A 26,032-nucleotide genomic window follows, 5' to 3' on the forward strand; every position below is an offset into this window, starting at 1 on the left:
CATATACAGATCTACCGGTCGAGGCGGACGGTCCACGCGGGGAGCCACAGCTGGGTGAGCGGCCCGATCGCCAGCGCATAGAGGACCGTGCCCAGCCCGAGCGTGCCGCCGAGCAGCAGGCCGACGAGCACGACCGCGACCTCGATGCCCGTGCGCACCAGGCGCAGCGAGCCGCCGGTGCGCCGGGCGAGGCCGGTCATCAGCCCGTCCCGCGGACCGCGGCCGAGCTGGGCGCCGATGTACATCGCCGAGGCCAGCCCGCAGAGCACCACGCCGCCCACCATGAGCCCGAGCCGGAGCACCATCGCATCCGGCCGCTCGAGCACGGCCAGGGTCGCGTCGGCGGAGAGGCCGACCACGAGCGCGTTCGAGATCGTGCCCAGGCCCGGCATCTCGCGCAGCGGGATCCAGAGCAGCAGCACCACGAAGCTCATCAGTACGACCGCCTGGCCGAGCGTGAGCGGCAGGTGCCGGATCAGGCCGGAGTGCAGCACGTCCCACGGCGCCAGGCCGAGGTCGCCGCGCACCATCAGCGCGAGCGAGACGCCGTACGCGACCAGGCCGACGTAGAGCTGCGGCAGCCGGCGACCGAGCCGACCGGCGCGCAGCTGCGCGATCGGGCCGAGGTCGCTCAGTCCGGAGGGCGGGCCGGTCGGGGCGCTGGCTAGCGTGCTCACCGGGCCATTCTGCTGGCCGATTGGCCTTCTCCGAAATAGCCAATCGTGGAAGAGTGGTCTGCATGACCGCCTCGATCAGCGCCGGCCGCGTGGCCACTCTCGTCGGCGACTTCGACCGCTCCCCGGCGTACGCCGGCCTGGCCGACGCGCTCACGCTGCTGATCGGCGACGGCCGGATCGCCGTCGACACCCGGCTGCCCAGCGAGCGCGAGCTGACCGCGACGCTCGGCGTCTCGCGCACCACGGTCACCCGGGCCTACGCCGCGATCCAGGAGGGCGGGTACGCCGAGGCCCGGCGCGGCGCCGGCACGTTCACCCGGGTGCCGGGCGGGCGCAGCCGCGCGCACGACCGGGCGCTGCTCCCCCGGCCGGGCGACGGCGACGCGATCGACCTCAACTGCGCGGCGCCGTCGGCGCCCCCGGGCATCGCCCGGGCCTACGCCGAGGCCGCGGCCGACCTCCCGGCCTACCTGGGCGGCCACGGCTACTTCCCCGCCGGACTGCCGGAGCTCCAGGCGGCGGTCGCGGCCGCGTACGACGCCCGCGGGCTGCCCACGACGCCCGACCAGGTGATGATCACGCCCGGGGCGCTGACGGCCGGCGCCGTGGTCGCCCAGGCGTTCACCAGCCCCGGCGACCGGGTGCTGGTGGAGTCGCCGACCTACCCCAACGCGACCGACGCGCTCCGCCACGCCGGCGCCCGGCTGGTGCCGAGCGCGGTCGACCCCGACGGCTGGGACCTCGACGCGATCGCGGCGACGCTGCGGCAGACCGCACCCCGACTGGCCTACCTGATCCCCGACTTCCAGAACCCGACCGGCCACCTGATGACCGACGCCCAGCGCGAGGAGTACGCCGCCCACCTGCGGCGCAGCCACACCACGGCCGTCGTCGACGAGGCGCACCAGGCCCTCGCGCTCGACGGCCGGGCGATGCCGCGCCCGTTCGCGGCGCACGCCCCCGACACGATCACGATCGGCAGCGCCAGCAAGTCCTTCTGGGGCGGGCTGCGGCTGGGCTGGATCCGAGCGCCGCACGAGCGGATGGAGCGGCTCACCCGCGCCCGGATCAGCCTCGACCTCGGCGCCCCGGTGCTCGAGCAGCTGGTGCTGACCCGGCTGCTGGCCGACGCCGACGAGGTGCTGGCCGTCAACCGCGCCCGGCTGCGCGAGCAGCGCGACGCGCTGGCCGGCGCGGTGCGCGACCGGCTGCCCGCGTGGTCCTTCCACCTGCCGATCGGCGGGCTCGCGCTCTGGTGCCGGCTGCCCGCCGCCCTGGGCACCGCGCTGGCAGCCGAGGCCGAACGGCGCGGGGTGATCATCGCCCCCGGCCCGGTGTTCGCCGCCGAGGGCGGCCTGGACACGTTCGTGCGGATCCCCTGGACCCGGCCCGTCGACGAGCTGGTCGAGGCGGTGCACCGGCTCGCCGAGGCCTGGGCCGTGGTCCGCGAGCGGCCTGCCGGGGCGACCCCCACCGGTCGGGTGATGGTGGCCTGACGGCCGACCTCCTCGACCCGGACCGGCCTCGACCTGGATCCAGACTCAGTCCGCGAAGGAGTCCAGCAGCGCGTCGGCGGCGGTGTACGGATCGGTCTGCCCCGCGACGACGGCCGCGGCCAGGTCGTCGAGCTCGGAGCGGCCGTGCACGTCGCCCCAGCGGGCGCGCAGCGCGGTGACGGCGATCGCCTCGATCTCGTCTCGGGCGCGGCGGGCACGCCGGCGCCCGAGCTCGCCGCTCGACTCCAGCCAGGCGCGGTGCCGGTCGATCTCGGTCACGACCTCGGCGAGGCCCTCGCCCCGCTGCGCGACGGTCAGCACGATCGGCGGTCTCCAGGCACCCTCGGGGCGGTCGGCCAGCGCGAGCATCGAGCGGATGTCGCGGCGTACCTGCTCGGCACCGTCGCGGTCGGCCTTGTTGACGACGTAGAGGTCGCCGATCTCGAGGATGCCGGCCTTCGCCGCCTGGATGCCGTCGCCCATGCCGGGCGCGAGCAGCACCATCGTGGTGTCGGCCAGCCCGGCGATCTCGACCTCGCTCTGGCCGACGCCGACGGTCTCGATCAACACCACGTCGCAGCCCGCGGCATCGAGCACCCGCAGCGCCTGCGGGGTGGTCCAGGAGAGCCCGCCGAGGTGGCCGCGGGAGGCCATCGACCGGATGTAGACCTCGCGGTCGAGCGCGTGGTCCTGCATCCGCACCCGGTCGCCGAGCAGCGCACCGCCGGAGAACGGCGACGACGGGTCGACCGCCAGCACGCCGACCCGCTTGCCGCTGCGGCGCAGCTCGGTCACCAGCGCGCTCGTCGACGTCGACTTGCCGACCCCCGGCGCGCCGGTGAGGCCGATCACCTGGGCGTGGCCGGCATGCGGCGCCAGCGCCGCCATCACCTCACGCAGCAGCGGCGACTCGTCCTCGACGAGCGAGATCAGGCGCGCGACGGCCCGGGCCTCGCCGGCGCGAGCGCGCTCGACGAGGCCCGGGACATCGACGTCAGCTCTTCGGGACACGCACGATCAGGGCGTCGCCCTGGCCGCCGCCGCCGCACAGCGCGGCGGCACCGACGCCGCCACCACGGCGCTTCAGCTCGAGCGCGAGGTGCAGCACCACGCGGGTGCCGGACATGCCGACCGGGTGGCCCAGCGCGATCGCACCGCCGTTGACGTTGACGATCGAGGGGTCCAGCCCGAGCGCGCGGGTCGACTCGATGCCGACCGCGGCGAACGCCTCGTTGAACTCGACCAGGTCGAGGTCGGCGGCGCTCAGGCCCTCCTTCTCCAGCGCCCGCTTGGTGGCGTTGGCCGGCTGCATCTGCAGCGAGGAGTCGGGACCGGCGACCATGCCGTGCGCGCCGATCTCGGCGAGCCACTCCAGGCCGAGCTCCTCGGCCTTCGCCTTGCTCATCACGACCACGGCGGCCGCGCCGTCGGAGATCTGGGAAGCCGAGCCGGCGGTGATCGTGCCGTCCTTCGCGAACGCCGGCGGCAGCTTCGCGAGCGACTCCGCGGTGGTGTCGCCGCGCACGCCCTCGTCGGCCGACACCACGATCGGGTCGCCCTTGCGCTGCGGGATCGTCACCGGGACGACCTCCTCGTCGAACACGCCGTTCTTCCAGGCCTCGGCGGCCTTGCGGTGCGAGGCAGCCGCGAACTCGTCCTGCTCCTGGCGGGTCAGCTTCACACCCTCGGCGTTCACCTGCTCGGTGAGGCCGCCCATCGCCTGCTGGGTGGCCTGGTCGTAGAGCGCGTCGTACGCCATCGAGTCGACCAGCTTCACGTCGCCGAACTTGAAGCCCTCACGCGACTTCGGCAGGAAGTGCGGGGCGTTGGTCATCGACTCCATGCCGCCGGCCACCACGATCTCGACCTCGCCCGCACGGATCAGCTGGTCGGCCATCGCGATGGTGTTGAGCCCGGAGAGGCAGACCTTGTTGATCGTCATCGACGGCATGGTCCACGGCAGCCCGGCCGCGATGCCGGCTGCGCGGGCGGGGTTCTGGCCGGAGCCGGCCAGGATGACCTGGCCCATGATCAGGTAGTCGACCTGCTCGGGCCGCACGCCGGCCTTCTCGATCGCCCCCTTGATGGCGATCCCACCCAGCTCGCTCGCCGACAGGCTCTTCAAGCCGCCGAGCAGGCGGCCGATGGGGGTGCGCGCACCCGCAACGATGACGGACGTACCGGACATGGATGCCTCCAGACTTCGTGGTCGATCTGTGACCGACCTTACCCACGCACGATGGCAGCGGCGAGGGTGGAAAACGTCACACGCACTCGCCGCGAGCAGCGCGGCGTAAGACCATGTCCGCCATGAGCATGGAGATCCCCGCGCAGCTGTTCACCGCCATCGACCACGTCGGCATCGCGGTCGCCGACCTGGACGCCGCGATCGCCTTCTACGAGGAGACCTACGGCATGCGGCTCGCCCACCAGGAGGTCAACGAGGAGCAGGGTGTGCGCGAGGCGATGATGGCCGTGGGCGACTCCGGGAGCCACATCCAGCTGCTGGCCCCGCTCAACGAGCAGTCCACGATCGCGAAGTTCCTCGACAGCAAGGGCCCCGGTATCCAGCAGCTGGCCTACCGGGTCACCGACGTCGAGGCGGTGAGCGCCATCCTGCGCGAGCGCGGACTGCGCCTGCTGTACGACGAGCCGCGCCGCGGCACCGCCGACTCGCGGATCAACTTTATCCACCCCAAGGACGCCGGCGGCGTGCTCGTCGAGCTCGTCGAGCCGAACCCCGCCGCGACCGCTCACTGAGGCACACCTCACAGACGGTGTGCCGCACCGTTACCGATGGGTAATCTCCCGCCCAACCCAGCCGCTCGACCCACTCACGCAGGAGCCGACGTGCAGCACATCCTCGACGCGATCCTGGCCGGCGACTCCGCCGCCGCGGACTTCGCCGCCCTCGAGATCCCCGACCACTACCGCGCCGCGACCGTCCACAAGGACGAGGTCGAGATGTTCGAGGGCGTCATGACCCGGGAGAAGGACCCGCGCAAGTCGCTGCATGTGGAGGACGTGGCGCTGCCCGAGCTGGGGCCGGGTGAGGCGCTGGTGGCCGTGATGGCCTCGGCGATCAACTACAACACCGTGTGGACCTCGATCTTCGAGCCGGTCTCGACGTTCGGGTTCCTGGAGCGCTACGGCCGGCTCTCCCCGCTCACCAAGCGGCACGACCTGCCCTACCACGTGGTCGGCTCCGACCTGGCCGGCGTGGTGCTGGCGACCGGCCCGGGCGTGACGAAGTGGCAGCCGGGCACCGAGGTCGTCGCCCACTGCCTCTCGGTCGAGCTCGAGGACCCCGACGGCCACGACGACACGATGCTCGACCCGCAGCAGCGGATCTGGGGCTTCGAGACCAACTTCGGTGGCCTCGCCGACATCGCGCTGGTCAAGGCCAACCAGCTGATGCCCAAGCCGGCGCACCTGACCTGGGAGGAGGCCGCCTCCCCCGGCCTGGTCAACTGCACCGCGTACCGCCAGCTGGTCTCCAAGAACGGCGGCGACATGAAGCAGGGCGACAACGTGCTGATCTGGGGTGCCTCCGGCGGCCTCGGCGGCTTCGCCACCCAGTACGCCCTCAACGGCGGCGCCACCCCGGTGTGCGTGGTCTCCTCCGAGGACAAGGCCGAGATCTGCCGCTCCATGGGCGCCGAACTGGTCATCAACCGCAACGCGGAGGGCTACCGGTTCTGGAAGGACCCCCAGACCCAGGACCCGAAGGAGTGGAAGCGCCTCGGCGCGAAGATCCGCGAGCTCACCGGCGGCGAGGACATCGACATCGTCTTCGAGCATCCCGGCCGCGAGACCTTCGGCGCCTCGGTCTTCGTCACCCGCAAGGGCGGCACCATCACCACCTGCGCCTCCACCAGCGGCTACATGCACGAGTACGACAACCGCTACCTGTGGATGAACCTCAAGAAGATCGTCTCCTCCCACTTCGCCAACTACCGCGAGTCCTGGGAGGCCAACCGCCTGATCGCCAAGGGCAAGATCCACCCCACCCTCTCCCGGACCTACGCCCTCGACCAGGTCGGCCAGGCCGCCCTCGACGTCCACCAGAACGCCCACCAGGGCAAGGTCGGCGTCCTGTGCCTCGCCCCCGAGGAGGGCCTCGGCGTCCGCGACCACCAGATGCGCGAGCAGCACCTCGACGCCATCAACCGCTTCCGCGGCGTCTGAGCACCCCGGCCTCAAGGACCCGGGGGTTTCTGGCGAGGCGGGGTGGGTTGTTGCGGGTGGATCGGCAACACTGGACCGCACACACCCGACCCGCGAAGGAGTAGCGCCGCGATGAGCGACCAGGGACTGTCCATCTTCGACGACAACGAGCCGGAAGAGGACGAGACCCGCGCCGCCGCGGACGATGGCGCGGACGCGACCCAGGTGCTCCCCGCCGTGCCGTCGCGCGCGCCGAGGTCTCCCGCCCAGGCGCCGGCCCGACAGCAGGGGTCGGGACAGCCGGGCTCCGGACAGCGGGCCCCGGAGCGGCCCTCCCCGGTCCCGCCGACGGCCGCGGCGGCGACCCCCGCCCCGGTGCTGCCGCCGCGGGCCCCGGCGACCGCCCAGCCCGCGGCGGCGGGGGCCCTCCCGGTGGTCCGTCGGGGCGGCTACGACCGCGAGGCGGTCGACGTCCGGCTGCACCAGCTCGCCAGCGAGAAGGCGGGCCTCAGCGCCAGCCTCGCCGAGTCCGAGCAGCGCGCCGTCAGCCTCGAACAGCAGGTCGCCGGGCTGCGCGCCGAGCTCGAGGAGAACAAGAACCCGTCGTACGCCGGACTCGGTGGCCGCGCGAGCGCGATGCTGCGCCTCGCCGAGGAGGAGGCCGCCGAGGTCCGCGCGACCGCCGAGCGCGACGCGGCCGAGATCCGCGAGCAGGCCGGACGCGACGCCAAGGCGACCCGGGCCGATGCGATGCGCGAGGCCGAGGACATGCGGCTGGTCCAGCTCAAGGAGCTCGACGAGCACCGCAGCCGGCTGGTCGCCGACGCCGAGCAGGAGCGGTCGCTGGCGCGCAGCGAGGCCGAGGACCTGGTGGCGACCGCCAACCGGGAGGCCGCCCAGCTCCGGCTCGCCGCCGCCCAGGAGGCCAACGAGCTGCGCACGGCCGCCAAGCGCGAGGCCGAGCAGCTGCGCGCCGCGGCCGACCGGGAGGTCCAGGAGTCCCGGCGCACCCTCGCGGTCGAGAAGGAGCGGCTCGCCCGCGAGGCGACCGACCACCACGCCAGCGCCACGGCCGAGACCCGCCGGCTGGTCGAGGAGGCCGAGGAGCGCGCATCGGCGGCCGAGCAGCGCGCCCAGTCCGCGGCCGCCCAGGCCGCGGAGCACCGCGGCCAGGCCGCGACCGAGGCCGAGGCCCTGCTCAGCCGGGCCCGCCGCGAGGCCGAGCAGATCGTCGCGACCGCTCGCACCCAGGCGGAGTCGATCACGTCCTCCGGGGCGGCCGAGGCCGAGCGCGAGCTCGCGGCGATCCGGGCCGAGGTCGACCGGATCACCAAGCGCCGTGACGCGATCACCGCGCAGTTGGCGTCACTGAGCGAGGTCATCTCCGGCTTCGCGAAGGATGACGCGTGACCGAGCCGCCGGCGCGGGCGGAGGCAGAGGAGTCGGAGGAGTCGGAGGCGGAGGACGGCGTCGCCGGCATCCCCACCGACGAGGACTACCTCGGCGAGCCCGGCCCGCCGCTCGACCACCACGCACCGTTCTTCGTCGGCTTCGTCGGCGGGCTCGGCGTGCTGGTCGCCATCTGGATGGCGACGCAGATCCAGGCCATCGGCTCGACGCTGATGCTGATCGTGGTCTCGCTGTTCCTGGCGGCCGGCCTCGACCCGGCGGTGCGCTGGTTCGAGCGGCGGGGCATGCGCCGCTCCTACGCCGTACTCACGGTGATCCTGGCGTTCCTGGCGGCCCTCACGCTCTTCATCGTCGCCATCGTGCCGGTGATCGCCGACCAGGTCCGCTCGCTGACCGACAACGTGCCGCACTGGCTCGACCAGCTGCAGCGCAACCGCCAGGTGCAGCGGCTCGACGACGAGTACGACATCCTCGAGAAGGTCCAGGACTACGTCACCAACGGCGACTTCGCCGGGGCGCTCTTCGGCGGCGCCGTCGGCATCGGCCTGGCCGTCCTCGGAGCGCTCTTCAACGGCTTCATCATCGTGGTGCTGACGCTCTACTTCCTCGCGTCGCTCCGGACGACGAAGGGCGCGCTCTACCGCCTCGCCCCCGCCTCCCGGCGCGACCGGGTGTCCCGGCTCGGCGACCGGGTCGTCCGCAGCGTCGGCGGCTATGTCTCGGGTGCCTTCATCGTCGCGCTGTGCGCGGGCATCTCGTCGCTGATCTTCCTGTTCGCCGTCGGCCTCGGCGAGTACGCCGTGGCGCTGGCCTTCGTGGTGGCGCTCCTCGACGTGATCCCGATGATCGGCGCCACGCTCGGCGCGGTCATCGTCACCGCGATCGCGTTCGCGGAGGACTGGAAGATCGGTCTCGCCTGCGCGGTCTTCTACATCGTCTACCAGCAGGTCGAGAACTACGTGATCTACCCGCGCGTGATGTCGAAGTCCGTCGACGTCCCCGGCGCGGTCACCGTGATCGCCGCGCTGGTGGGCGCCGCGCTCTTCGGTGTCGTCGGCGCACTGCTGGCGATCCCGACCGCCGCGTCGATCCTGATGCTGGTGCGCGAGGTGTGGGTCAGGCGGCAGGACTCCCGCTAGCCTCGATCTTTCACGTAGTCGTGACTGAGTACGGCGTGTAACGCACGGAAGTGCCTGTCCTGCGAGGGATTCTTGGGCTTGTCGAAGGTCCAAGGAAGCCAAGCGGAAAGGCACTCCGTAGGTGAAGGTTATCCCGGCTGGTTCTGGTCTTCGTGTCGAGTGCGGGGGCGAGTCGCTGATCTCGTCGGCGGGCGCGGCGATTTTGTTGTCGACGGCCCGTGTGAGCGGGCTGGCAACGGCATTGGCGGATGGGTTGGCGCCGTGGCGCTCGAGCAGGTCGACGCACGACCCGGGCAAGACGGTGCTGGATCTGGCGGTTGCGATCGCGTTGGGTGGCGACTGCCTGGCCGACATCGGCGTGGTCCGGGCCCAGCCGGAGCTGTTCGGGTCGGTGGCCTCCGACCCGACGGTCAGCCGCCTCATCGAGGCCTTGGCTGAGCGACCTGAGGAAGCGATCGCGGCGATCCGGGCCGCTCGTGCGGTTGCTCGCGATCGAGTGTGGGCGCAGCGCACGCCCTTCGCCGATGAGGAGCAGGTGGTGGTCGATCTTGATGCCACCCTGATCGGGGCGCACTCGGAAAAGGAGGGTGCGACGCCGAACTTCAAGCGCGGGTTCGGGTTCCACCCGATGCTCGCCTTCGTCGACCACGGTCAGGGTGGCTCCGGTGAGCCGTTGGCGGCGATGCTGCGGCCGGGGAAGGCGGCCGCCAACGACGCCGCTGACCAGATCAGGGTCCTCGATGAGGCCCTCGCCCAACTCCCCGAGCACCTGCGGTCGCGGGTGCTGGTGCGTGGTGACACCGGCTCGGGGGTCCACGCGTTCGTGTGGCACGTCCACAACTTGGGTCTGGAGTACTCGGTGGGCGTCTACGGTCGTCAGCCCGTTCTCGACGCCCTCGCGGTGCTGCCGAAGCAGGCGTGGCGCAGGGCACTCGATGCCGACGGACGGCCGCGTGAGGGCGCTCAGGTCGCCGAGCTGACTCGGTGGCTGCCGACCACGTTCACGGGCTGGCCGCCCGGGATGCGGGTGATCGCCCGCCGCGAGCGGCCCCACCCAGGAGCCCAGTTGCGGATCACCGATCACGAGGGCTGGCGGATCACGGTGTTCGCCACCAACACCAAGAGCGGCCGGCTGGCTGATCTCGAGGTCACCCACCGGCTCCGGGCCCGCGCCGAGGACCGCATCCGCGCCCTGAAGGACACCGGGGCGACCAACCTCCCGCTGCAGGGGTTCGACAAGAACCAGCTCTGGCTCGAGCTGACCCAGCTCGCCGCCGAACTCATGACCTGGACCCAGGTCCTGGCCTGGCACGGACAACCAGCGCGGGTCTGGGAACCCAAACGGATCCGACTGCGACTCCTCGCGGTCGCCGGCCGGGTGATCACCACCGGCCGACGTCGGATCCTGCGCCTGTCGCGGCGATGGCCCTGGGCTGACCTCGTCCTCGGCGGACACCGCCGACTCGCCGCCCTCACCTGAACACCCGCCCAGCCCGAACGACCAGGACCTCGGAGAACCGGCAAGAGGGCCGGCGATTCACCGCGCCAGCGGCCACCAAAGCCCATCAGCTCAGCACGACACCCGATCCACCGACGTCATGAAAGATCGAGGCTAGTGGTCATCGCTGTTGATACGTCGGGGGTATCCGTGTTCAGGGTGCGTGCCTCGCAAGGCGGCGGCGCGACGGCATACCTGGTTGTCTACCGAGCGTCGCCGACGCGGCGAGGTGCGTGCACTGGGTGCGTAGACCCTGGGTGAATCAACGGTGATGGCCACTAGGGAGTGTCTGGTTATTCGCGAAGCCAGATGAGGATGGCGCTGAGGACGACGCCGCCGCGGTAGGTCGTGGCGTGCTTGTCGTAGCGGGTCGCGATCCCGCGCCATTGCTTGTGGTCGTTGAAGGACCGCTCGACCACGTTGCGCCGTTTGTAGATGACGGGGTCGAACGAGGGTGGTCGTCCTCCTGCTGAGCCACGACGGATGCGGTTGCCGATCTCGTCGTCTCGCTGCGGGATGACTGTTCGGACCCGCTTGCTGCGCAGCAGGGCGCGGTTGGCGCGCGAGGAGTAGGCCTTGTCTCCGAGCAGACGGTCGGGTCGGGTGCGCGGCCGGCCGGGTCCGATTCGTTTGACCGCGAGGTCGGCCAGCAAGAACTTGAGCATCGGGGCATCGCCGGCCTGGCCCGCGGTCAGACCGATCACCAGCGGTCGCTTGCGGCCGTCGACGAGCTGGTGGACCTTGGTCGACAACCCGCCCCGGGAACGGCCGATCGCATGATCGGGAGGCTCGTGAGCCGGGGCCGCGGCGGAGTTCTTGTAGTTCGACTCAGCCCCCTGTGAGGCCGGCAGGCCGCTCCTGGCGCGACAACGTGGTGGCGTGCTGGTGGGCCCGGTTGATCGTGGCGTCCACCGACACGGTCCAGTCGACCTCGCCCGCCGCGTCCGCCTCGGCGATCAGCTGGGCATGGATCCGGTCCCAGGTGCCGTCCCGGGAGAACGCCTGATGCCGCTCCCACACCGTCTGCCACGGCCCGAACGAGCCCGGCAAGTCACGCCACGCGACCCCGGTCCGGTAGCGGTAGATGATCCCTTCGACCACCTGCCGGTGATCGCGCCACGGTCGACCACGACGACCCTCGGAGGAGGGCATCATCGGCTCGATACGGGACCACTGAGCATCGCTCAACACCTCGACACGCGACATGGGTCAACAATCACCCACCCAACCGCCCCGAATTAGCAGACATGCCCTAGGGCGTGGCTCCTAAATCCGGGTGTGTGGAGTTGATTTGATGTCGACATGTCGCGGGAACGATTGCTGACTGATGCTCAGTGGGAGCGGATCGAGCCGCTGATGCCGTCCTCAGACGGTCAGCGAGGACGGCCGTTTCGAGATCACCGTCAGGTGGTCGAGGGGATCATCTACCGACTCCGGACCGGGGTTGCGTGGCGTGACCTTCCCGAGTCGTTCGGGCCGCATCAGACGGTCTCGAAGCGGCATCGTCGATTCAGCGCTGACGGCACCTGGGACCGGATCCACGCCCGGTTGGTGGCCGAGGCCGACGCGGCAGGGCAGGTCGATTGGACGGTGTCGGTGGACTCCACCATCAACCGTGCCCATCAGCACGCGACGAACACGAGCCGCCTCGAGCGGCCCGCTGGCGTGCACACGGGGGGCTGAGTCGAACTACATGAATCGGGCCGTAGAGCCTGGTTTCGAGCCCCTGGACCATGCGATCGGCAGATCGCGCGGTGGCCTGTCGACCAAGGTCCACCAGTTGGTGGACGGTGGCAGGCGACCTCTCGTGGTCGCTGTCACCGCCGGCCAGGCAGGCGACTCGCCCCTGCTGCGCTGGCTCCTGGCCGACCTGGCCGTCGCCCGACCCGGTCGCGGGCGGCCCCGCACGCGACCCGATCAACTGCTCGGCGACAAGGCCTACTCATCACGCGCCAACCGCGCCCTGCTCCGCAGCAAGCGCGTCCGAGCGGTCATCCCGCAGCGAGACGACGAGATCGGCAACCGCGTCCGCCGCGGCTCCTCAGGAGGGCGACCACCCTCATTCGACCCCGTCACCTACAAGCGCCGCAACGTCGTCGAGCGCTCCGTCAACGACCACAAGCAGTGGCGCGGCATCGCCACCCGCTACGACAAACTCGCCTACGTCTACCGCGGAGGCATCGTCGTTCGCGCCATCACCATCTGGCTGCGCGAATAGGGAGCCACGCCCTAGGCCGTGCTTAAGGCAGCTCGCCGGCGACCGGGGCCGCGGCGGTGGTGCGCTCCCCCAGCTTCACCCCGACGACGCCGACGAGGATCAACACCCCACCGAGCAGCTGGACCGGTCGGGGCAGCTCGTCGAGCAGCAACCACGCGAACACCACGGCAGCCACGACCTCGAGCAGCGCGACGAACGACGCGAGGCGCGAGCCGAGGCGGCGACCGGCGGCGATGCCGGTTGTGTACGGCACGGCGGCGGTGACGACCCCGAGGAGCACCAACGGCACCCACCAGGCGACGTCGGTGCCGGCGTACGCCACCTCGGCGGTCGCGCGCCGCATCGGGAGCACGCCGACCAGGCCGGCGAGGCCGAGCACCCCACCGCCGACGAGCAGGCCGCCGGCCGCGAGCGCCATCGGCGGCAGGCCGTTGTCCTCGTCGGCGGAGATGACGAAGTACGTCGCCGCGCCGACCATCGCGGCGAGCGCCCACAGGACCCCGGCCGCGGAGAGACCGACGCCGGAGACGAGGTCGAGGACCAGCACCAGGCCGACCGCGGCGATGCCGGCGCCGACCAGCGTCACCCGCCCGGGCCGCTGGCCGTGTCGCAGCCACATCCAGGCCACGACCGCGGCCGGCGCGGTGTACTCGATGAGGAGCGCCGGCCCGACCTGCATGTGCTGGACCGCCGAGAAGTAGCAGAACTGGGCACCCGCGACGGCGATCGTGCCGTACAGCAGGATCAGGCTGGCGTTGCGGCGCACCAGGCCCCACCGGCCGCGCAGTGCTAGCAGGCCGAACGGCAGCACGACCAGCGCCGCCAGGGAGATCCGGATCAGCACGATCGCACCCGGGCTCCAGCCGGACTCGAGCAGCGGGCGCGCGAGCGGGCCGGAGAGGCCGAACGTCGTCGCGGAGACGACCGCGAACGCCAGCCCGGCGGGCAGCCGGGAGCCCGCTGCCGCCTCCGGGGCGGTCGTCGACGGGTCGTCAGCCAGTTTGCTCACGGCTGATGCTATCCCGGCAATCTTCTACGAATGTCGTGACCTTTCAGTAATATGTCAACATGCCCTTGGCGAATGACACCACGATCACGCTGCAAGCAGCGGTCGTGCTCGCCAACTCCGCGATCGGCACCGACACGCTCACCGAGCTCGACCAGCTGGACGCCTGGTACGCCGAGTACCTCCACACCGGGCGGCGGGCGACGAGCAGCGACGAGCTCGACAGCGTGCGGGCCGTGCGTCCAATCCTCTACGACCTGCTGAGCGCCGACCGCGACCGCGCGGCCGAGCTCGTCAACGAGCTGCTCGCGGAGTCGGGCACGGTCCCGCAGCTGGTGCGGCACGGCGACTGGGACTGGCACCTGCACGGGGTATCCCCCGACGCCGGGCCGGCGACCCGCATCGTCGTCGACACCGCGATGGCGATGGTCGACGTCATCCGCGACGACGAGATGTCCCGCCTGGGCATCTGCGCCGACGAGACCTGCACCGGCATCGTGCTCGACCTCTCGCGCAACCGGTCGCGCCGGTTCTGCTCCACGGCCTGCGGCAACCGCAACGCGGTCGCTGCCTACCGCGCGCGCCAGGCACGCGGCTCCTAGCCTCGCCCGTGACCGGCGTCAGCCCAGGAAGCGGCGCAGTACCTCGGTGAAGACCTGGGGCTGCTCGGAGTGCACCCAGTGCCCGGCGTCCTTGACGGTCACCCGCCGGTTGCGTGGGAACCAGCGGTCCATCGCGGCGGCGTACTCGTCGCGGACGTAGTCCGAGCGCTGACCCGCGATCCACAGCGTCGGGCCCTGGTACGGCGGGGTGCCGGCGAGCGCGTCCTCCGGCCAGCCGCTGAGTGCGGCGATGTCGCGGCCCAGCACCTCGAGGTTGGGCTGCCACGACCAGCCGTCATCGCCGCGGCGCAGGTTCTGGAGCAGGAAGCTGCGCACCGTCGGATGCGGCACGGCGGCGGTCAGGGCGGCGTCGGCGTCGCGCCGGTGCTCGAGCCCGTCGAGATCGAGGGCCCGCATCGCCTGGATGTAGCCGATGAACTCGCCCGCCGACCCGTAGCCGACCGGCGAGACATCGACGACGCACAGCCGCTCGACGAGCTCTGGGTGGCGCAGCGCCAGCACCATCGCCGCCTTGCCGCCCATCGAGTGTCCGACCAGCGCGACCGGGTCGTCGGCCCGGAACAGCTCCGCGACCCGGTCGGCGACGTCGACGTAGTCGAAGTGGTCGGGCCACGGCGAGCGACCGTGGTGCGGCATGTCGACCAGCAGCACCCGATGGTCCTCGGCGATCGCCTTGGCGACGGTGGTCCAGTTCTTGCCCTGGCCGAAGAGGCCGTGGCAGAAGGCCACCAGCGGACCGCTCTCCCCCAGCGTCGTGGTGTGGAGGGACATGGCGCGAGGTTAGTTCAGCACCCGGCGGTCGCGCCGCGCGGGCCCGGCCCTCGGTCGGCGGGCGAGGTCAGAAGTCGAAGCCGTCGAACATGTCGCCGAGGCCGTCGCCGAGACCACCGATCGCGTCGCCGATCCCGTCGCCGAGATCGCCGATGCCGTCGCCGATCGCACCGATGCCGTCGCCGAGCATGTCGAAGCCGCCGAGACCGCCGAAGAGCAGGCCGGTGAAGAGCACGGGGCCGAGGCCGCCGAAGGTGCCCACGGCGTACGGCTGGTAGGCGGGCCCGGCCTGGTAGTAGGGCACCCGCTGAGCCCCCGCCATCACCATCCGGGAGTCGGGGTCGGCGCCGGCGGAGACCCGCTCCGCGTCGAGCGCGCAGGCGGGCACGTCGCGCGGCACGCCGCCCGCGGGCGCCCACGGCACGTCCGTCACGGACAGGCCGTGGCGCGGGTCGAAGAAGCAGGGCGGCCGCCGGGTCGGCAGCGGCTCACCGGCCACCCGGGCCTGCACGCAGGCGATCGCGTAGCGGCCGTCGTCGAGGATCTCGGTCACGTGCCGGACGTGGTCGGGCTGCGTCATCGAGTCGGCGGCGGTCTTCGCGGACTCGTAGGCGTCCAGCGCCCGCTGGTAGTCGGCGTTCTCGCCCGGGCTCAGCTCGCGGCCGGCCAGCTCGAGGTCGAGCTCCTGCAGCTGCTCGCCGAGCGACGTCACGTCCTCGAAGACGAGCTTGCGCACCGGCGCCAGCTCGGCCTCGCGGCGCTGGAGCTCGCGCTCCTTCGAGCGGCGCGACGCGACGACGGCCACCCCGATCGCGGCGGCGATGAGGAGCAGGATCAGCAGGCCTTCCATGGCACCAGCGTACGTGGACCGCCACAGGCGGCCGAGGCTCAGGCGCGAGCGGGCTCGTCCGCCTCCTCGGTCCGGTCGTCGGCGGTGAGGGGCTGGGCGACGCTCTCCAGTGACCGCCCCTCGGCCTTGACCCCGAGGAACGCCTCGACGATGCCCGCGCCGATCATCAGCACAGCGCCGACGAGGTAGCCGAGCGCGATGCCGGTGATGTCCTGGTCGGCCGACGCCCGGTCGATGAGCCAGCCGAAGAGGAGCGGCCCGCTGATGCCGCCAGCAGCCGTTCCGATCGCGTAGAAGAACGCGATGCAGAGCGCTCTGGTCTCCATGGGGAAGACCTCGCTGGCGGTCAGGTACGCCGCGCTCGCACCGGCCGAGGCGAAGAAGAAGATCACCGCGCCCAGGATCGTCAGCGACAGCGCGGTCACCGAGTCGAGCAGGAGGCCCGTCGCGCCGAGCAGCGCACCCGAGAACACGTAGGTGAAGGTGATCATCCGCACCCGGCCGATCCGGTCGAAGAGCGGGCTCAGCACCAGGGCGCCCGCGAAGTTGCTGGCCGCGAACGCCGCGATGTACCAACCGGTCTGCTCCACGCCGAGGAACGTGCTGAGAGTGTCGCCGTAGGTGAAGAAGAAGGCGTTGTAGAGGAACGCCTGGCCGACGAACAGCGAGAAGCACAGCACCGTGCGCTTGGGATAGAGCGTGAACACGGTGCGGGCGATCATGGTGAACGGGATCGTCTTGCGCTGCCGGATCGTGATCGTCTCGCCGGTCTCGGGCAGCCGCTCTCCGGACTCCTCCTTGACGGTGTCCTCGATGCTGCGGACGATGCGCTCCGCCTCGCCGTCGCGGCCGTGGATGAACAGCCAGCGCGGGCTCTCCGGCACGTTGCGGCGTACCAGGAGGATGCCGAAGGCGAGGATCGCGCCGAGGCCGAACGCCAGTCGCCAGCCCCACTCGGCGGAGATCACCGTCGGGTCGAGCAGCGGGATCGTCAGCAGCGCCCCGCCGGCAGCGCCGATCCAGTAGGAGCCGTTGATGGCGACGTCGACGCGGCCCCGGTACCTCGCGGGGATGAGCTCGTCGATGGCCGAGTTGATCGCGGCGTACTCGCCGCCGATGCCGAAGCCGGTGAAGAAGCGCGCCGTGAAGTACCACCACGGCGCCATCGAGAAGGCCGTCAGCACCGTCGCGCACGTGTAGACGACCAGGGTGACGATGAAGAGCTTCTTGCGTCCGAATCGGTCGGTGAGCTGTCCGAAGAACAGCGCACCCAGGCACGCGCCAGCGACGTAGATCGCGCCGGCGAAGCCGACGTCCCAGCTGCTCAGCCCCAGCCCGGTCTCCGGGTCCTTGAGCGCGTCCGACATCGAGCCCACGATCGTGACCTCGAGCCCGTCGAGGATCCAGACGGTGCCGAGCCCGATCACGATCAGCCAGTGCCACCGAACCCAGGGCAGCCGGTCCAACCGGGCCGGGATGTCGGTGGTGATCCGTCCTGTCTCCGCTCCCATGGGCCGATCCGTACCCGGGGATGCGGATCGGCAAGCCGGGTGGTGGTTTCGAGGCTCGCTTCGCTCACACCTCAACCACCGTCACGGCGGTTGAGGTGCGAGCAGCGCCAGCGACGAGCCTCGAAACCACCGCGCAGGGCTCAGCGGCTGCTGTAGTCCCGGAACCCGCGCTTCGTCTTGCGGCCCAGGTAGCCCGCGGTGACCAGGTGCTCGAGCAGCGGCGCCGGCGCGAACCCGGGCTCGCGGAACTCCAGGTAGAGCTCGCGCTGGATCGCCAGCGACACGTCGTTGCCGACCACGTCGAGCAGCTCGAAGGGACCCATCGGCAGCGCGCAGCCCTGCTTCATCGCGGTGTCGATGTCGTCGGCGGTGGCGTAGTGCGCCTCGAGCATCTTCACGGCGTCGTTGAGGTAGGGGAAGAGCAGCGCGTTGACGATGAAGCCGGCCCGGTCGCCGCAGGAGACGGCGACCTTGCCGAGGCCGGCGCACAGCGCGCGGGTGGTCTCGGTGACGTCGTCGGCGGTCACGACGGTCGAGACGACCTCGACGAGCTTCATCACCTGGGCGGGGTTGAAGAAGTGCATGCCGATCACGTCTTGCGGCCGCGACGTCGCCTGGGCGCACGCGATGATCGGCAGGCTCGACGTGGTGGTGGCGAGGATGGCACCGGGCTTGCAGATCTCGTCGAGGTTCTCGAACAGCGTGGTCTTGATCGCGAGGTCCTCGGCGATCGCCTCGACGACCAGGTCCACGGAGGCGAGGTCGTCGAGCGAGGTCGTGCCGGTGAGCCGCGCGAGGATCTCGGTCTTGGCCTCCTCGGTGGCCCGGCCCCGCTGGATCTGCTTGTCGAGGGACTTGGCGATGGCGGAGCGCACGCCGGCGACCTTGTCGTCGGAGCGGCCGACGTACCGCACGTCGTACCCACCCTTGGCGAAGACCTCGACGATGCCGGTCGCCATGGTGCCGGTGCCGACGACACCGACGACCTTGATGTCGTGACGCAGCTGCGGCGTGGCGTCGGCGGACGGGGTCCGGTCGTCGGGCACGACGACCGGGCTGTCGGGCGCCTCGTAGGTGTAGAAGCCGCGGCCGGTCTTGCGGCCCAGCCAGCCCGCGGTGACCATCTGCTTGAGGATTGGTGACGGCGCGTGCAGCCGGTCGCGGCCCTGGCGGTACATCGTCTCGAGGATCTCGTACGCCGTGTCGAGGCCGATCAGGTCGAGCAGCGCGAGCGGGCCCATCGGGTAGCCGCAGCCGAAGCGCATCGCGGCGTCGATGTCCTCGCGGGTCGCGTAGCGGGCCTCGTACATCGAGACCGCGTGGTTGAGGTAGCCGAAGAGCAGCGTGTTGGCGATGAATCCGGCCTTGTCCCCGCACACGACCGGCGTCTTGCCGAGCTCCGCGACCAGGGCCGTCACGTCCTCGAGCACCTGCTCCTCGGTCACCACGGTGCGCACGATCTCGACGAGCTGCTGCACCGGAGCGGGGTTGAAGAAGTGTGTGCCGATCACCCGCCCGGGTCGCGAGTTGGCGGTCGAGATCTCGGTGACGGACAGGCTGGAGGTGTTGGTCGCCAGGATCGTGTCCAGTCCCACGATCGCGTCGAGCTCGCGGAAGAGCTCCTTCTTGGTCTGGAGCGACTCGACCACCGCCTCGATGACCAGGTCGGCGCCGGCGACGTCGGCCAGCGCGGTGGTGAAGGTGATCCGGCCGAGCAGCTCGCGCTGCTCCAGGTCGGTCATCTTCTCCCGCTTCACCGCGCGAGTGGTGGAGTGCTCGAGGTACTGCCGGCCGCGGGCCAGCGCGTCGTCGTCCTTCTCGACCCCGACCACGGTGTAGCCGTGCCGCGCGAAGACCTCGGCGATGCCGGCACCCATGGTGCCGAGGCCGAGGACGCCGATGGTCGTGTAGCTCCGCGAGGCGGCGGCTGGGGTGCTCATGCGGCGCATCGTGGCACGGGATCGCCGATCTCGGCAGTGGCGTAGTTCACTCGCAGGTAACTTGACGGTCCGATCGTCGGCGTCCGACCGGCCTCGACTAGATTCGTCGCCCGTGAGACTCGTCGTAGCCAGGTGCCAGGTCGACTACGCCGGGCGGCTGACCGCCCATCTCCCGATGGCCACGCGGGTGCTGATGATCAAGGCCGACGGCTCGGTGCTCGTGCACTCCGACGGCGGCTCCTACAAGCCGCTGAACTGGATGTCGCCCCCGTGCACCCTCCGCGAGGGCACCAACGACGACGGCCAGGTCGAGTGGACGGTCAGCAACCCCAAGAGCGACGACACGCTGCGGATCCTGATCGAGGAGATCCACCACGAGTCGAACCACGACCTCGGCGTCGACCCCGGCCTGCGCAAGGACGGCGTCGAGAAGCACCTCCAGGGGCTGCTCGCCGAGCATCCCGCCACACTCGCCCCCGGCCTGACCCTGGTACGCCGTGAGTTCCCCACCGCGATCGGCCCGGTCGACCTCATGTGTCGCGACGCGGACGGCGCGTCGGTCGCCGTCGAGATCAAGCGGCGCGGCGAGATCGACGGCGTCGAGCAGCTCACCCGCTACCTCGAGCTGCTCAACCGCGACCCCCTCCTCGCTCCGGTGCGCGGCATCTTCGCCGCCCAGGAGATCAAGCCCCAGGCCCGCGTGCTCGCCACCGACCGCGGCATCGCCTGCGCCGTCGTCGACTACGACGCGCTGCGCGGACTCGACGACCCGAGCCACCGGCTGTTCTGATCGTCCACAGCCGCGAACGACCTCCTGGCACGCCCCGGCGGGAGCACGTACGGTGACCGGCATGACCGGTGACGCCAGCCTCCACCTCCGGGTGAGTCGACTCGAGAACGAGACCGAGTCGATCTACGAGCTCATCACCGAGGTCAGGTCCACCCAGCAGGAGCACACTCAGCGCCTCACCAGGGTGGAGGAGCGCCTCGCCGGGGTCGACGAGCGCCTCGCCGGGGTCGACGAGCGCCTCGCCACGATCGAGTCCACGCTGCACGAGGTCGTACGCCGCCTGCCGGAGCCGCCCGCGGGGTCGTGAGGCTCAGACCCGGCAGCCCAGCTCGGTCAGGGCCGCGCGCCCGGGGTCGGTGAGCCGCAGCGCGCGCGAGTCGGTCGCGCGGCGCACGAACCAGCCGCGATCGACCAGGGCGTCGGTGATCCCGGCGGCCAGCGCACCGGCGAGGTGCGGTCGGCGCTCGGTCCAGTCCAGGCACGGCCGGGCGAAGGAGCGACGCCGCGACCGGGCAGCCGCGACGTCGACACCCCACGCGCCGAGGGCGTCCACACCCACGGGCGTCACGTCGTACGCCGGCGTCAGCCACCCGCGCTCGAGCAGCACGTCGTGCAGGGCGACGCCGCACACGCCGGCGAGGTGGTCGTAGCAGGTGCGGGCGAAGCCGAGCGCCCGGGCGTGCCCGGCCTGGCGCAGCGAGACCACCGGACGCGGCGGCGCGACCTGCGAGAGCGCCTCGAGGGCGGCGCCGACGTCGGGCCCGGCGATCCGGTGGTAGCGGTGCCGCCCCTGGCTGACGACCTCGACGAGTCCACCCTCGCGCAGACGGGCGAGATGCTCGCTGGCGGTCGACGCGCTGACACCGGCGGCCCGCGCGAGCTCACCGGCGGCGAGCGCCCTACCGCCCATCAACGCGTCCAGGATGCGGGCCCGGCTCGGGTCCCCGATCAGCGCGCCGACGGCAGCGAGGTCGGTGTCGTGCACCAGGCGAGGCTACGCCGCCGATGCTTCGGCCGGCGCCGAAGCGTCCGGCCCCTAGCGTCCGGCACATGGAGAATCCCGGAGCCCTGGTCGAGGAAGCCGTCGAGCACTGCCTGGAGGTCGCCGCCACCTGGCTCGCCTGGACCGGCCGGCCGGCGGTGAGCGACGCCGGCGACCGGATCTACACGCCCTGCAAGGCGATCCGCCGGATCGGCGACCACCTCGTCGACCACCTCGCCGAGGTCGAGGCGCTGCTCGCGGGCGTGCCCACCCGGCCCGACCACTGGCACGCCAGCCTGGTGACCGTCGACGCTGACTGGGCGCGCTTCACCGAGCTCGACCTCGACGAGGCGCGCGAGCGGCTGAGCCGGCTCGGCCGCACCTTCGCACTGTGCCTCGCGGCGGCCGGGCCCGGCGAGTGGGACCTCCCACGCGGGGAGAACTGGACCCTGCGCGAGATCGCCGAGCACCTCGCCCACATCCGCTGGTACGCCGACCAGATGGGGCGGCTCGCCGGGTAGGCCCCTGTCCGCCGACTGTCACGATGGCGACATGAGGATCTTCCACATCGCCACCCTCGCCGACTGGGAGGCCGCCCAGGAGTCCGGCGCCTACCGGACCTCGACGCGCGGGGTGACCCTCGACGAGGAGGGCTACCTCCACGCCAGCCGGGCCGACCAGTGGGAGCGCGTACGGGCGGCGTACTACGCCGACGTCACCGAGCCCCTGGTGCTGCTGGAGATCGACACCGAGCTGCTCGACGCGCCCGTGGTCGAGGAGGCGCCGGCGCCCGGCGTCGATGAGACGTTCCCGCACGTCTACGGGGAGCTCGCCCCGGCCGCGGTCGTCGCGGTCAGGCGGCTCTAGGCCGGGCTCAGGCGCCGGCCTGCCGCGGCGCGGTCGGGTCGTCGCCGCCGTTGCTCTGCTCGCGGGCGACGTACTCCTCGATGTCCTCGATGTCGTCGACGTTGCGGCGCACCACGGCGAGCAGGTCGCTCATCGTGGCGACCTCCTCGACCTGCTCCTTGATGAACCACTGCATGAACTGCTCGGAGGCGAAGTCGGACTCCTCGCGGGCGATCCGGAGCAGCCCGTTGATCTGGTCGGTGACCCGCTTCTCCTGCTCCAGCGCCAGCTCCACCGGGGCGACCACGTCGTCGAACCGGCTGACCGGGGCCGGCACCGCGGGGATGGTCACCGCGCTGTCGGTGTCGAGGAGGTACTGGATCATCATCGAGGCGTGCGCCCGCTCCTCGAGCGCCTGGCCGTAGAAGAGCGCGGCGGTCTGCGGCATCGTCAGCGCGTCGTAGTGGACGGCGCACGCGAGGTACTGGTTGTGCGCGGCGAGCTCGTTGCCGATCTGGACGTTGAGCTGCTCGACGAAGCGGGGTGCTGCCACAGGAGGCTCCTCGGGGGTCGGGCCGGATCCAGAGCCCGGGCTGGGGGCTCAGGCTGCCTTCGCAAGCTTCTTCTTGGTGACCTTCTTGCCGTCGGCACGCACCAACTTGCGCTTCTTGACCGTATACCCGGAGGGCAGCGTGCCTTCCTTCAGCATCCGCAGTGGGCACCGGCCGCACTGCGGCTTCGAGACGCAGCACTCCAGCTTCGGCAGCTTGGCCACCTTCTTGGAGTCCTTCTTCTTGCCCACGACCGGAACGGTAGCACGAAGATTAGGGCAGCCTTACCTCATTGCCGGCATTCCATCAGTCCAGATCGTGCGCCGCCCGGACGATGTCGACGATGCCGTCCATGATCTGGGTCAGCCCGTAGTCCTTGGGCGTGTAGACAGCGGCCACGCCGAGCTCGCGCAGCCGGCGGCCGTCCGAGTCGGGGATGATGCCGCCGACGACGACCGGGACGTCCGCGGCGCCGGCGTCGCGCAGGCCGTCGAGCACCGCCGGGACCAGCTCCATGTGCGAACCGGAGAGGATCGAGAGCCCCACGCAGTGGACGTCCTCGGCCACGGCGGCGGCGACGATCTGCTCCGGGGTGAGCCGGATGCCCTGGTAGACGACCTCGAAGCCCGCGTCCCGGGCCCGGACGGCGACCTGCTCGGCGCCGTTGCTGTGCCCGTCGAGGCCGGGCTTGCCGACCAGCAGCCGCAAGCGGCCACCCGGACGCCCGGCCAACTGCTCGCCGGTCTCCTTCACCCGCGCCCGGACGGCGGCCAGCTCGGCGCCGGCCATGCCGGCCTGGGCGGCGACCCCCACCGCGCCGCTGACGCCGGTCGGTGCGCGGTACTCGCCGAACACCTCGCGCAGCGTGGCGGCCCACTCCCCCGTGGTCGCCCCGGCACGCGCGGCGGCCAGGGTCGGGCCCATCAGGTTGGCGTCGGTCGCGGCGGCCTCGGCCAACACCGCCAGCGCCGCGCCGACCTCGGCCTCGTCGCGCTGGGTCTTCCAGGCCTCGACGCTGGCGATCGCGGTCTTCTCGGCCTCGGGGTCGGCGACCATGATCGCGCTGTCGAGGTCGGCGGTCAGCGGCGACGGCTCGGTCGACTCGAACCGGTTGACGCCGACGATCACCTCGTCGCCGGACTCGATCCGGGCCCGCCGGGCGGCATGGGAGGAGACCAACTGCGACTTCATGTACTCGACCGCCGCGATCGCGCCGCCCATCGCCTGCACCCGGTCGATCTCCGCCCGGGCGCCCTCGACCAGCTCGGCGACCTTCGCCTCGATGACATGGGAGCCGTCGAAGATGTCGTCGTACTCCAGCAGGTCGGACTCGAAGGCCAGCACCTGCTGCAGCCGCAGGGACCACTGCTGGTCCCACGGACGCGGCAGGCCGAGGGCCTCGTTCCAGGCGGGCAACTGGAGCGCCCGCGCGCGGGCGCTCTTGGACAGGGTGACGCCGAGCATCTCCAGCACGATGCGCTGCACATTGTTCTCGGGCTGGGCCTCGGTCAGCCCGAGCGAGTTGACCTGCACGCCGTACCGGAACCGGCGCATCTTCGGGTCCTGGACGCCGTACCGCTCGCGGGTGATCTCGTCCCACAGCCGGCCGAAGGCCCGCATCTTGCAGGTCTCCTCGACGAACCGGACGCCGGCGTTGACGAAGAACGAGATGCGTCCGACGACCTTCTCGAAGTCCGCCGCGTCGACCTGGCCCGCGTCCCGCACCGCGTCGAGGACGGCGATCGCGGTGCTCAGCGCATAGGCGAGCTCCTGCGTCGGCGTCGCGCCCGCCTCCTGCAGGTGGTAGCTGCAGATGTTGATCGGGTTCCACTTCGGGACCTGGTGCACCGTGTAGGAGATCACGTCGGCGATCAGCCGCATCGAGTGCTCGGGCGGGAACGCGTAGGTCCCCCGGGAGAGGTACTCCTTGATGATGTCGTTCTGGGTGGTGCCGGCCAGGCGGGCGGCGACCTGCTCCGGCGGCAGGTCGGGGTTCTGCTCCTCCGCGACCACCTGGTAGAGCGCCAGCAGCCACATCGCCGTCGCGTTGATCGTCATCGAGGTGTTCATCTCGACCAGCGGGATGTCCTCGAACAGGCGCCGCATCTCACCCAGGTGCGGCACCGGCACCCCGACCTTGCCCACCTCACCGCGCGCCAACGAGGAGTCCGGGTCGTAGCCGGTCTGCGTCGGCAGGTCGAAGGCCACCGACAGCCCGGTCTGCCCCTTCGCCAGGTTGGTGCGGTACAACGCGTTCGACGCCGCCGCCGTCGAGTGCCCGGCGTACGTGCGCATCACCCACGGCCGGTCCTTGGCGTGGCTCGCCTGCTGCTCGGGCACTGCCTGCTCGCTCATACGAGGGAGGGTAGGCCGGGGACTACCCCGAGGTAACCGGTCGGACGTGTGGGGTATCCGACACGTCGGGCGGCGAGCTCAGGCGCTGGCCCGGGCGCGCTCGACCTCGACGACCCGGATCAGCCGGGACAGGTGCAGCATCCGGCGCACGGCGGGACCGCAGCCGCGCAGCATGAGGTGCTGGCCGGAACGGCTCGCCTGCCGGGTGGCGACCGCGAGCACCTTGAGCGCGGTCATGTCGATGGTGGTCACGTCGGTCAGGTCGACGACCACGTCGCTGTCGTGGCCCTCGAGGTGGTCGTAGATCGCGTTGCGGACCTCCATCGTGCTGCGGACGTCGAAGTCGCCACTGAGGAGGAGGGTCGAACCGTCGGTGATGATCTCCATCTTGCGCCCCGTTTCTCGGGATCCCGCGTCCCGATCAGCCGTCCTTGGCCTTGTCACCCACTATGACGCGGATCGCGACGGAATGGTTGCCCCATAACGGGTGGTTTTTCGTCGTGTCGCGGCGCGGCCGGTGCTGACCCGCCCGCGCCCGGCCTCGACGTGGGGCCCGGCTACGCTCACGGCATGGTGCACCTGACCCGGATCTACACGCGCACCGGAGACGCCGGCGAGACCCGGCTCGGTGACATGAGCACGACCTCCAAGACCGACCCGCGGCTCGCGGCGTACGCCGACGTCGACGAGGCCAACGCCCACCTCGGCGTGGCGCTCGCCCAGGGCGCGCTCGACGACGACGTCGTCACCGTGCTGACCCGGGTCCAGAACGACCTCTTCGACGTCGGCGCCGACCTCTGCACCCCGGTCGTGCCGGACCCCGAGTTCCCGCCGCTGCGGATCGAGCAGGAGTACGTCGACCGACTCGAGGCGTGGTGCGACGAGTACAACGAGGACCTACCCAAGCTCCGATCGTTCATCCTCAACGGCGGCACGCCCGGGGCCGCCCACCTGCACGTCGCCCGCACGGTCGTACGCCGCGCGGAGCGGTCGGCGTGGGCGGCGCACGAGGCCCACGGCGCGACGATGAACCTGCTCGCGATCACCTACCTGAACCGGCTCTCCGACCTGCTGTTCATCCTGGCGCGGCACGCCAACCGCGCGAACGGCGACGTGCTCTGGGTGCCCGGAGGCGAACGGCAGTAGTCACTTTCTGCCGCTGCCCTGGCCGGCACGCCACGGCGACGGCCGGTCGGAACCGC

General features: G+C 71.4%; 26 protein-coding genes and 1 pseudogene. 13 read left to right on the forward strand and 14 right to left on the reverse strand.

Annotation, left to right across the window (positions count from 1 at the left end; genetic code table 11):
* Nucleotides 1–11: 11 nt before the first annotated feature.
* On the reverse strand, nt 12–677 hold the full coding sequence (gene yczE, locus FHU40_RS02465; protein ID WP_183590699.1) for a membrane protein YczE: 666 nt from the start codon (nt 675–677) through the stop codon (nt 12–14).
* Nucleotides 678–739: 62 nt separating this feature from the next.
* Here yczE and yczR point away from each other — a divergent pair, with 62 nt between their 5' ends.
* Nucleotides 740–2,173, forward strand: a complete 1,434-nt coding sequence (yczR, locus tag FHU40_RS02470) for a MocR-like transcription factor YczR (protein WP_183590700.1) — start codon at nt 740–742, stop codon at nt 2,171–2,173.
* Nucleotides 2,174–2,218: 45 nt separating this feature from the next.
* On the opposite strand, the gene meaB is transcribed toward yczR, so the two are convergent.
* Both meaB and FHU40_RS02480 read right to left on the reverse strand, forming a co-directional pair.
* Complete coding sequence (gene meaB, locus FHU40_RS02475) at nt 2,219–3,184, reverse strand: methylmalonyl Co-A mutase-associated GTPase MeaB (RefSeq protein ID WP_183590701.1); 966 nt, start codon at nt 3,182–3,184, stop codon at nt 2,219–2,221.
* Nucleotides 3,168–4,361, reverse strand: a complete 1,194-nt coding sequence (locus FHU40_RS02480; protein ID WP_183590702.1) for an acetyl-CoA C-acetyltransferase — start codon at nt 4,359–4,361, stop codon at nt 3,168–3,170. Before FHU40_RS02480 ends, meaB begins: the two co-directional genes overlap by 17 nt.
* A gap of 113 nt (nt 4,362–4,474) precedes the next feature.
* Between FHU40_RS02480 and mce the strand changes: the two genes are divergently transcribed.
* From mce to FHU40_RS02505, 5 genes are all read left to right on the forward strand, one after another.
* Nucleotides 4,475–4,933 carry a methylmalonyl-CoA epimerase gene (gene mce, locus FHU40_RS02485; protein ID WP_183590703.1) on the forward strand — a complete coding sequence of 153 codons (459 nt, stop codon included), beginning with the start codon at nt 4,475–4,477 and terminating at the stop codon, nt 4,931–4,933.
* 90 nt (nt 4,934–5,023) lie between these two features.
* Nucleotides 5,024–6,361 carry a crotonyl-CoA carboxylase/reductase gene (ccrA, locus tag FHU40_RS02490; RefSeq protein WP_215527015.1) on the forward strand — a complete coding sequence of 446 codons (1,338 nt, stop codon included), beginning with the start codon at nt 5,024–5,026 and terminating at the stop codon, nt 6,359–6,361.
* Nucleotides 6,362–6,472: 111 nt separating this feature from the next.
* Nucleotides 6,473–7,750 (forward strand): coiled-coil domain-containing protein, encoded by a 1,278-nt coding sequence (locus FHU40_RS02495; RefSeq protein ID WP_183590705.1) that lies wholly within the window; start codon nt 6,473–6,475, stop codon nt 7,748–7,750.
* Nucleotides 7,747–8,889 carry an AI-2E family transporter gene (locus FHU40_RS02500; RefSeq protein ID WP_183590706.1) on the forward strand — a complete coding sequence of 381 codons (1,143 nt, stop codon included), beginning with the start codon at nt 7,747–7,749 and terminating at the stop codon, nt 8,887–8,889. The genes FHU40_RS02495 and FHU40_RS02500 overlap by 4 nt, the downstream gene beginning before the upstream one ends.
* Nucleotides 8,890–9,010: 121 nt before the next feature.
* Nucleotides 9,011–10,369 (forward strand): IS1380 family transposase, encoded by a 1,359-nt coding sequence (locus FHU40_RS02505; protein WP_183590707.1) that lies wholly within the window; start codon nt 9,011–9,013, stop codon nt 10,367–10,369.
* A gap of 311 nt (nt 10,370–10,680) precedes the next feature.
* Here the strand turns inward: FHU40_RS02505 and FHU40_RS02510 are convergent.
* A protein-coding gene (locus FHU40_RS02510) for an IS5 family transposase (protein WP_425490146.1) occupies nt 10,681–11,593 on the reverse strand; the annotation gives its coding sequence in 2 pieces (ribosomal slippage) (nt 10,681–11,254 and nt 11,253–11,593; 915 coding nt in all).
* Between the two features lie 96 nt (nt 11,594–11,689).
* Here FHU40_RS02510 and FHU40_RS02515 point away from each other — a divergent pair.
* Nucleotides 11,690–12,631 (forward strand): annotated as a pseudogene (locus FHU40_RS02515) (IS5 family transposase).
* On the opposite strand, the gene FHU40_RS02520 reads toward FHU40_RS02515, so the two are convergent.
* Entirely contained in the window at nt 12,628–13,614 is a 987-nt protein-coding gene (locus tag FHU40_RS02520) for an EamA family transporter (protein WP_343057686.1), read from the reverse strand. The pseudogene FHU40_RS02515 and the gene FHU40_RS02520 overlap by 4 nt on opposite strands.
* Before the next feature lie 59 nt (nt 13,615–13,673).
* Between FHU40_RS02520 and FHU40_RS02525 the strand changes: the two genes are divergently transcribed.
* Nucleotides 13,674–14,213, forward strand: a complete 540-nt coding sequence (locus FHU40_RS02525) for a CGNR zinc finger domain-containing protein (protein WP_183590708.1) — start codon at nt 13,674–13,676, stop codon at nt 14,211–14,213.
* Nucleotides 14,214–14,231: 18 nt separating this feature from the next.
* On the opposite strand, the gene FHU40_RS02530 is transcribed toward FHU40_RS02525, so the two are convergent.
* From FHU40_RS02530 to FHU40_RS02545, 4 genes are all read right to left on the reverse strand, one after another.
* Complete coding sequence (locus FHU40_RS02530; protein WP_183590709.1) at nt 14,232–15,005, reverse strand: alpha/beta fold hydrolase; 774 nt, start codon at nt 15,003–15,005, stop codon at nt 14,232–14,234.
* Nucleotides 15,006–15,072: 67 nt separating this feature from the next.
* Nucleotides 15,073–15,855, reverse strand: a complete 783-nt coding sequence (locus FHU40_RS02535) for a hypothetical protein (protein ID WP_183590710.1) — start codon at nt 15,853–15,855, stop codon at nt 15,073–15,075.
* Between the two features lie 38 nt (nt 15,856–15,893).
* Entirely contained in the window at nt 15,894–17,366 is a 1,473-nt protein-coding gene (locus FHU40_RS02540) for an MFS transporter (protein WP_183590711.1), read from the reverse strand.
* A 140-nt stretch (nt 17,367–17,506) separates the two neighbouring features.
* Nucleotides 17,507–19,306, reverse strand: coding sequence for a 3-hydroxyacyl-CoA dehydrogenase family protein (locus tag FHU40_RS02545; protein WP_183590712.1), 1,800 nt, complete (start codon nt 19,304–19,306; stop codon nt 17,507–17,509).
* Between the two features lie 112 nt (nt 19,307–19,418).
* Here FHU40_RS02545 and nucS point away from each other — a divergent pair, with 112 nt between their 5' ends.
* Both nucS and FHU40_RS02555 read left to right on the forward strand, forming a co-directional pair.
* Nucleotides 19,419–20,096, forward strand: coding sequence for an endonuclease NucS (nucS, locus tag FHU40_RS02550; RefSeq protein WP_183590713.1), 678 nt, complete (start codon nt 19,419–19,421; stop codon nt 20,094–20,096).
* Between the two features lie 61 nt (nt 20,097–20,157).
* Nucleotides 20,158–20,403, forward strand: coding sequence for a hypothetical protein (locus FHU40_RS02555; protein WP_183590714.1), 246 nt, complete (start codon nt 20,158–20,160; stop codon nt 20,401–20,403).
* Nucleotides 20,404–20,406: 3 nt separating this feature from the next.
* Here FHU40_RS02555 and FHU40_RS02560 read toward each other — a convergent pair whose 3' ends face one another.
* Nucleotides 20,407–21,081 (reverse strand): ArsR/SmtB family transcription factor, encoded by a 675-nt coding sequence (locus tag FHU40_RS02560; RefSeq protein WP_343057688.1) that lies wholly within the window; start codon nt 21,079–21,081, stop codon nt 20,407–20,409.
* A gap of 65 nt (nt 21,082–21,146) precedes the next feature.
* On the opposite strand from FHU40_RS02560, the gene FHU40_RS02565 reads away from it, so the two are divergent.
* On the forward strand, nt 21,147–21,599 hold the full coding sequence (locus FHU40_RS02565) for a hypothetical protein (RefSeq protein ID WP_183590715.1): 453 nt from the start codon (nt 21,147–21,149) through the stop codon (nt 21,597–21,599).
* 31 nt (nt 21,600–21,630) lie between these two features.
* Nucleotides 21,631–21,945 carry a DUF952 domain-containing protein gene (locus tag FHU40_RS02570; protein ID WP_183590716.1) on the forward strand — a complete coding sequence of 105 codons (315 nt, stop codon included), beginning with the start codon at nt 21,631–21,633 and terminating at the stop codon, nt 21,943–21,945.
* A 7-nt stretch (nt 21,946–21,952) separates the two neighbouring features.
* Here FHU40_RS02570 and FHU40_RS02575 read toward each other — a convergent pair whose 3' ends face one another.
* From FHU40_RS02575 to FHU40_RS02590, 4 genes are all read right to left on the reverse strand, one after another.
* A complete protein-coding gene (locus FHU40_RS02575; protein WP_183590717.1) occupies nt 21,953–22,477 on the reverse strand; it encodes a ferritin-like domain-containing protein in 525 nt (174 codons plus the stop codon).
* Nucleotides 22,478–22,525: 48 nt separating this feature from the next.
* A complete protein-coding gene (locus FHU40_RS02580) occupies nt 22,526–22,726 on the reverse strand; it encodes a hypothetical protein (protein ID WP_183592290.1) in 201 nt (66 codons plus the stop codon).
* A 55-nt stretch (nt 22,727–22,781) separates the two neighbouring features.
* Nucleotides 22,782–24,830, reverse strand: coding sequence for a protein meaA (locus FHU40_RS02585; RefSeq protein ID WP_183590718.1), 2,049 nt, complete (start codon nt 24,828–24,830; stop codon nt 22,782–22,784).
* A 78-nt stretch (nt 24,831–24,908) separates the two neighbouring features.
* Nucleotides 24,909–25,217: an STAS domain-containing protein gene (locus FHU40_RS02590; protein ID WP_183590719.1), complete on the reverse strand. Its 309-nt coding sequence runs from the start codon at nt 25,215–25,217 to the stop codon at nt 24,909–24,911.
* Between the two features lie 183 nt (nt 25,218–25,400).
* Between FHU40_RS02590 and FHU40_RS02595 the strand changes: the two genes are divergently transcribed.
* Entirely contained in the window at nt 25,401–25,976 is a 576-nt protein-coding gene (locus FHU40_RS02595) for a cob(I)yrinic acid a,c-diamide adenosyltransferase (RefSeq protein ID WP_183590720.1), read from the forward strand.
* The last annotated feature ends 56 nt before the right edge of the window (nt 25,977–26,032 follow it).

It is taken from the genome of Nocardioides soli, from assembly GCF_014191495.1.
In the GTDB taxonomy this organism is placed as follows: Bacteria; Actinomycetota; Actinomycetes; order Propionibacteriales; family Nocardioidaceae; genus Nocardioides; species Nocardioides soli.

Coding starts and splice junctions, on each gene's coding strand:
- FHU40_RS02590 (WP_183590719.1), bottom strand. CDS start 25,217: ATGGAGATCATCACCGACGGTTCGACCCTCCTCCTCAGTGGCGACTTC.
- FHU40_RS02585 (WP_183590718.1), bottom strand. CDS start 24,830: ATGAGCGAGCAGGCAGTGCCCGAGCAGCAGGCGAGCCACGCCAAGGAC.
- FHU40_RS02570 (WP_183590716.1), top strand. CDS start 21,631: ATGAGGATCTTCCACATCGCCACCCTCGCCGACTGGGAGGCCGCCCAG.
- FHU40_RS02565 (WP_183590715.1), top strand. CDS start 21,147: ATGGAGAATCCCGGAGCCCTGGTCGAGGAAGCCGTCGAGCACTGCCTG.
- FHU40_RS02495 (WP_183590705.1), top strand. CDS start 6,473: ATGAGCGACCAGGGACTGTCCATCTTCGACGACAACGAGCCGGAAGAG.
- FHU40_RS02535 (WP_183590710.1), bottom strand. CDS start 15,855: ATGGAAGGCCTGCTGATCCTGCTCCTCATCGCCGCCGCGATCGGGGTG.
- FHU40_RS02540 (WP_183590711.1), bottom strand. CDS start 17,366: ATGGGAGCGGAGACAGGACGGATCACCACCGACATCCCGGCCCGGTTG.
- FHU40_RS02545 (WP_183590712.1), bottom strand. CDS start 19,306: ATGAGCACCCCAGCCGCCGCCTCGCGGAGCTACACGACCATCGGCGTC.
- FHU40_RS02595 (WP_183590720.1), top strand. CDS start 25,401: ATGGTGCACCTGACCCGGATCTACACGCGCACCGGAGACGCCGGCGAG.
- yczR (WP_183590700.1), top strand. CDS start 740: ATGACCGCCTCGATCAGCGCCGGCCGCGTGGCCACTCTCGTCGGCGAC.
- FHU40_RS02555 (WP_183590714.1), top strand. CDS start 20,158: ATGACCGGTGACGCCAGCCTCCACCTCCGGGTGAGTCGACTCGAGAAC.
- FHU40_RS02480 (WP_183590702.1), bottom strand. CDS start 4,361: ATGTCCGGTACGTCCGTCATCGTTGCGGGTGCGCGCACCCCCATCGGC.
- FHU40_RS02530 (WP_183590709.1), bottom strand. CDS start 15,005: ATGTCCCTCCACACCACGACGCTGGGGGAGAGCGGTCCGCTGGTGGCC.
- FHU40_RS02525 (WP_183590708.1), top strand. CDS start 13,674: ATGCCCTTGGCGAATGACACCACGATCACGCTGCAAGCAGCGGTCGTG.
- mce (WP_183590703.1), top strand. CDS start 4,475: ATGTCCGCCATGAGCATGGAGATCCCCGCGCAGCTGTTCACCGCCATC.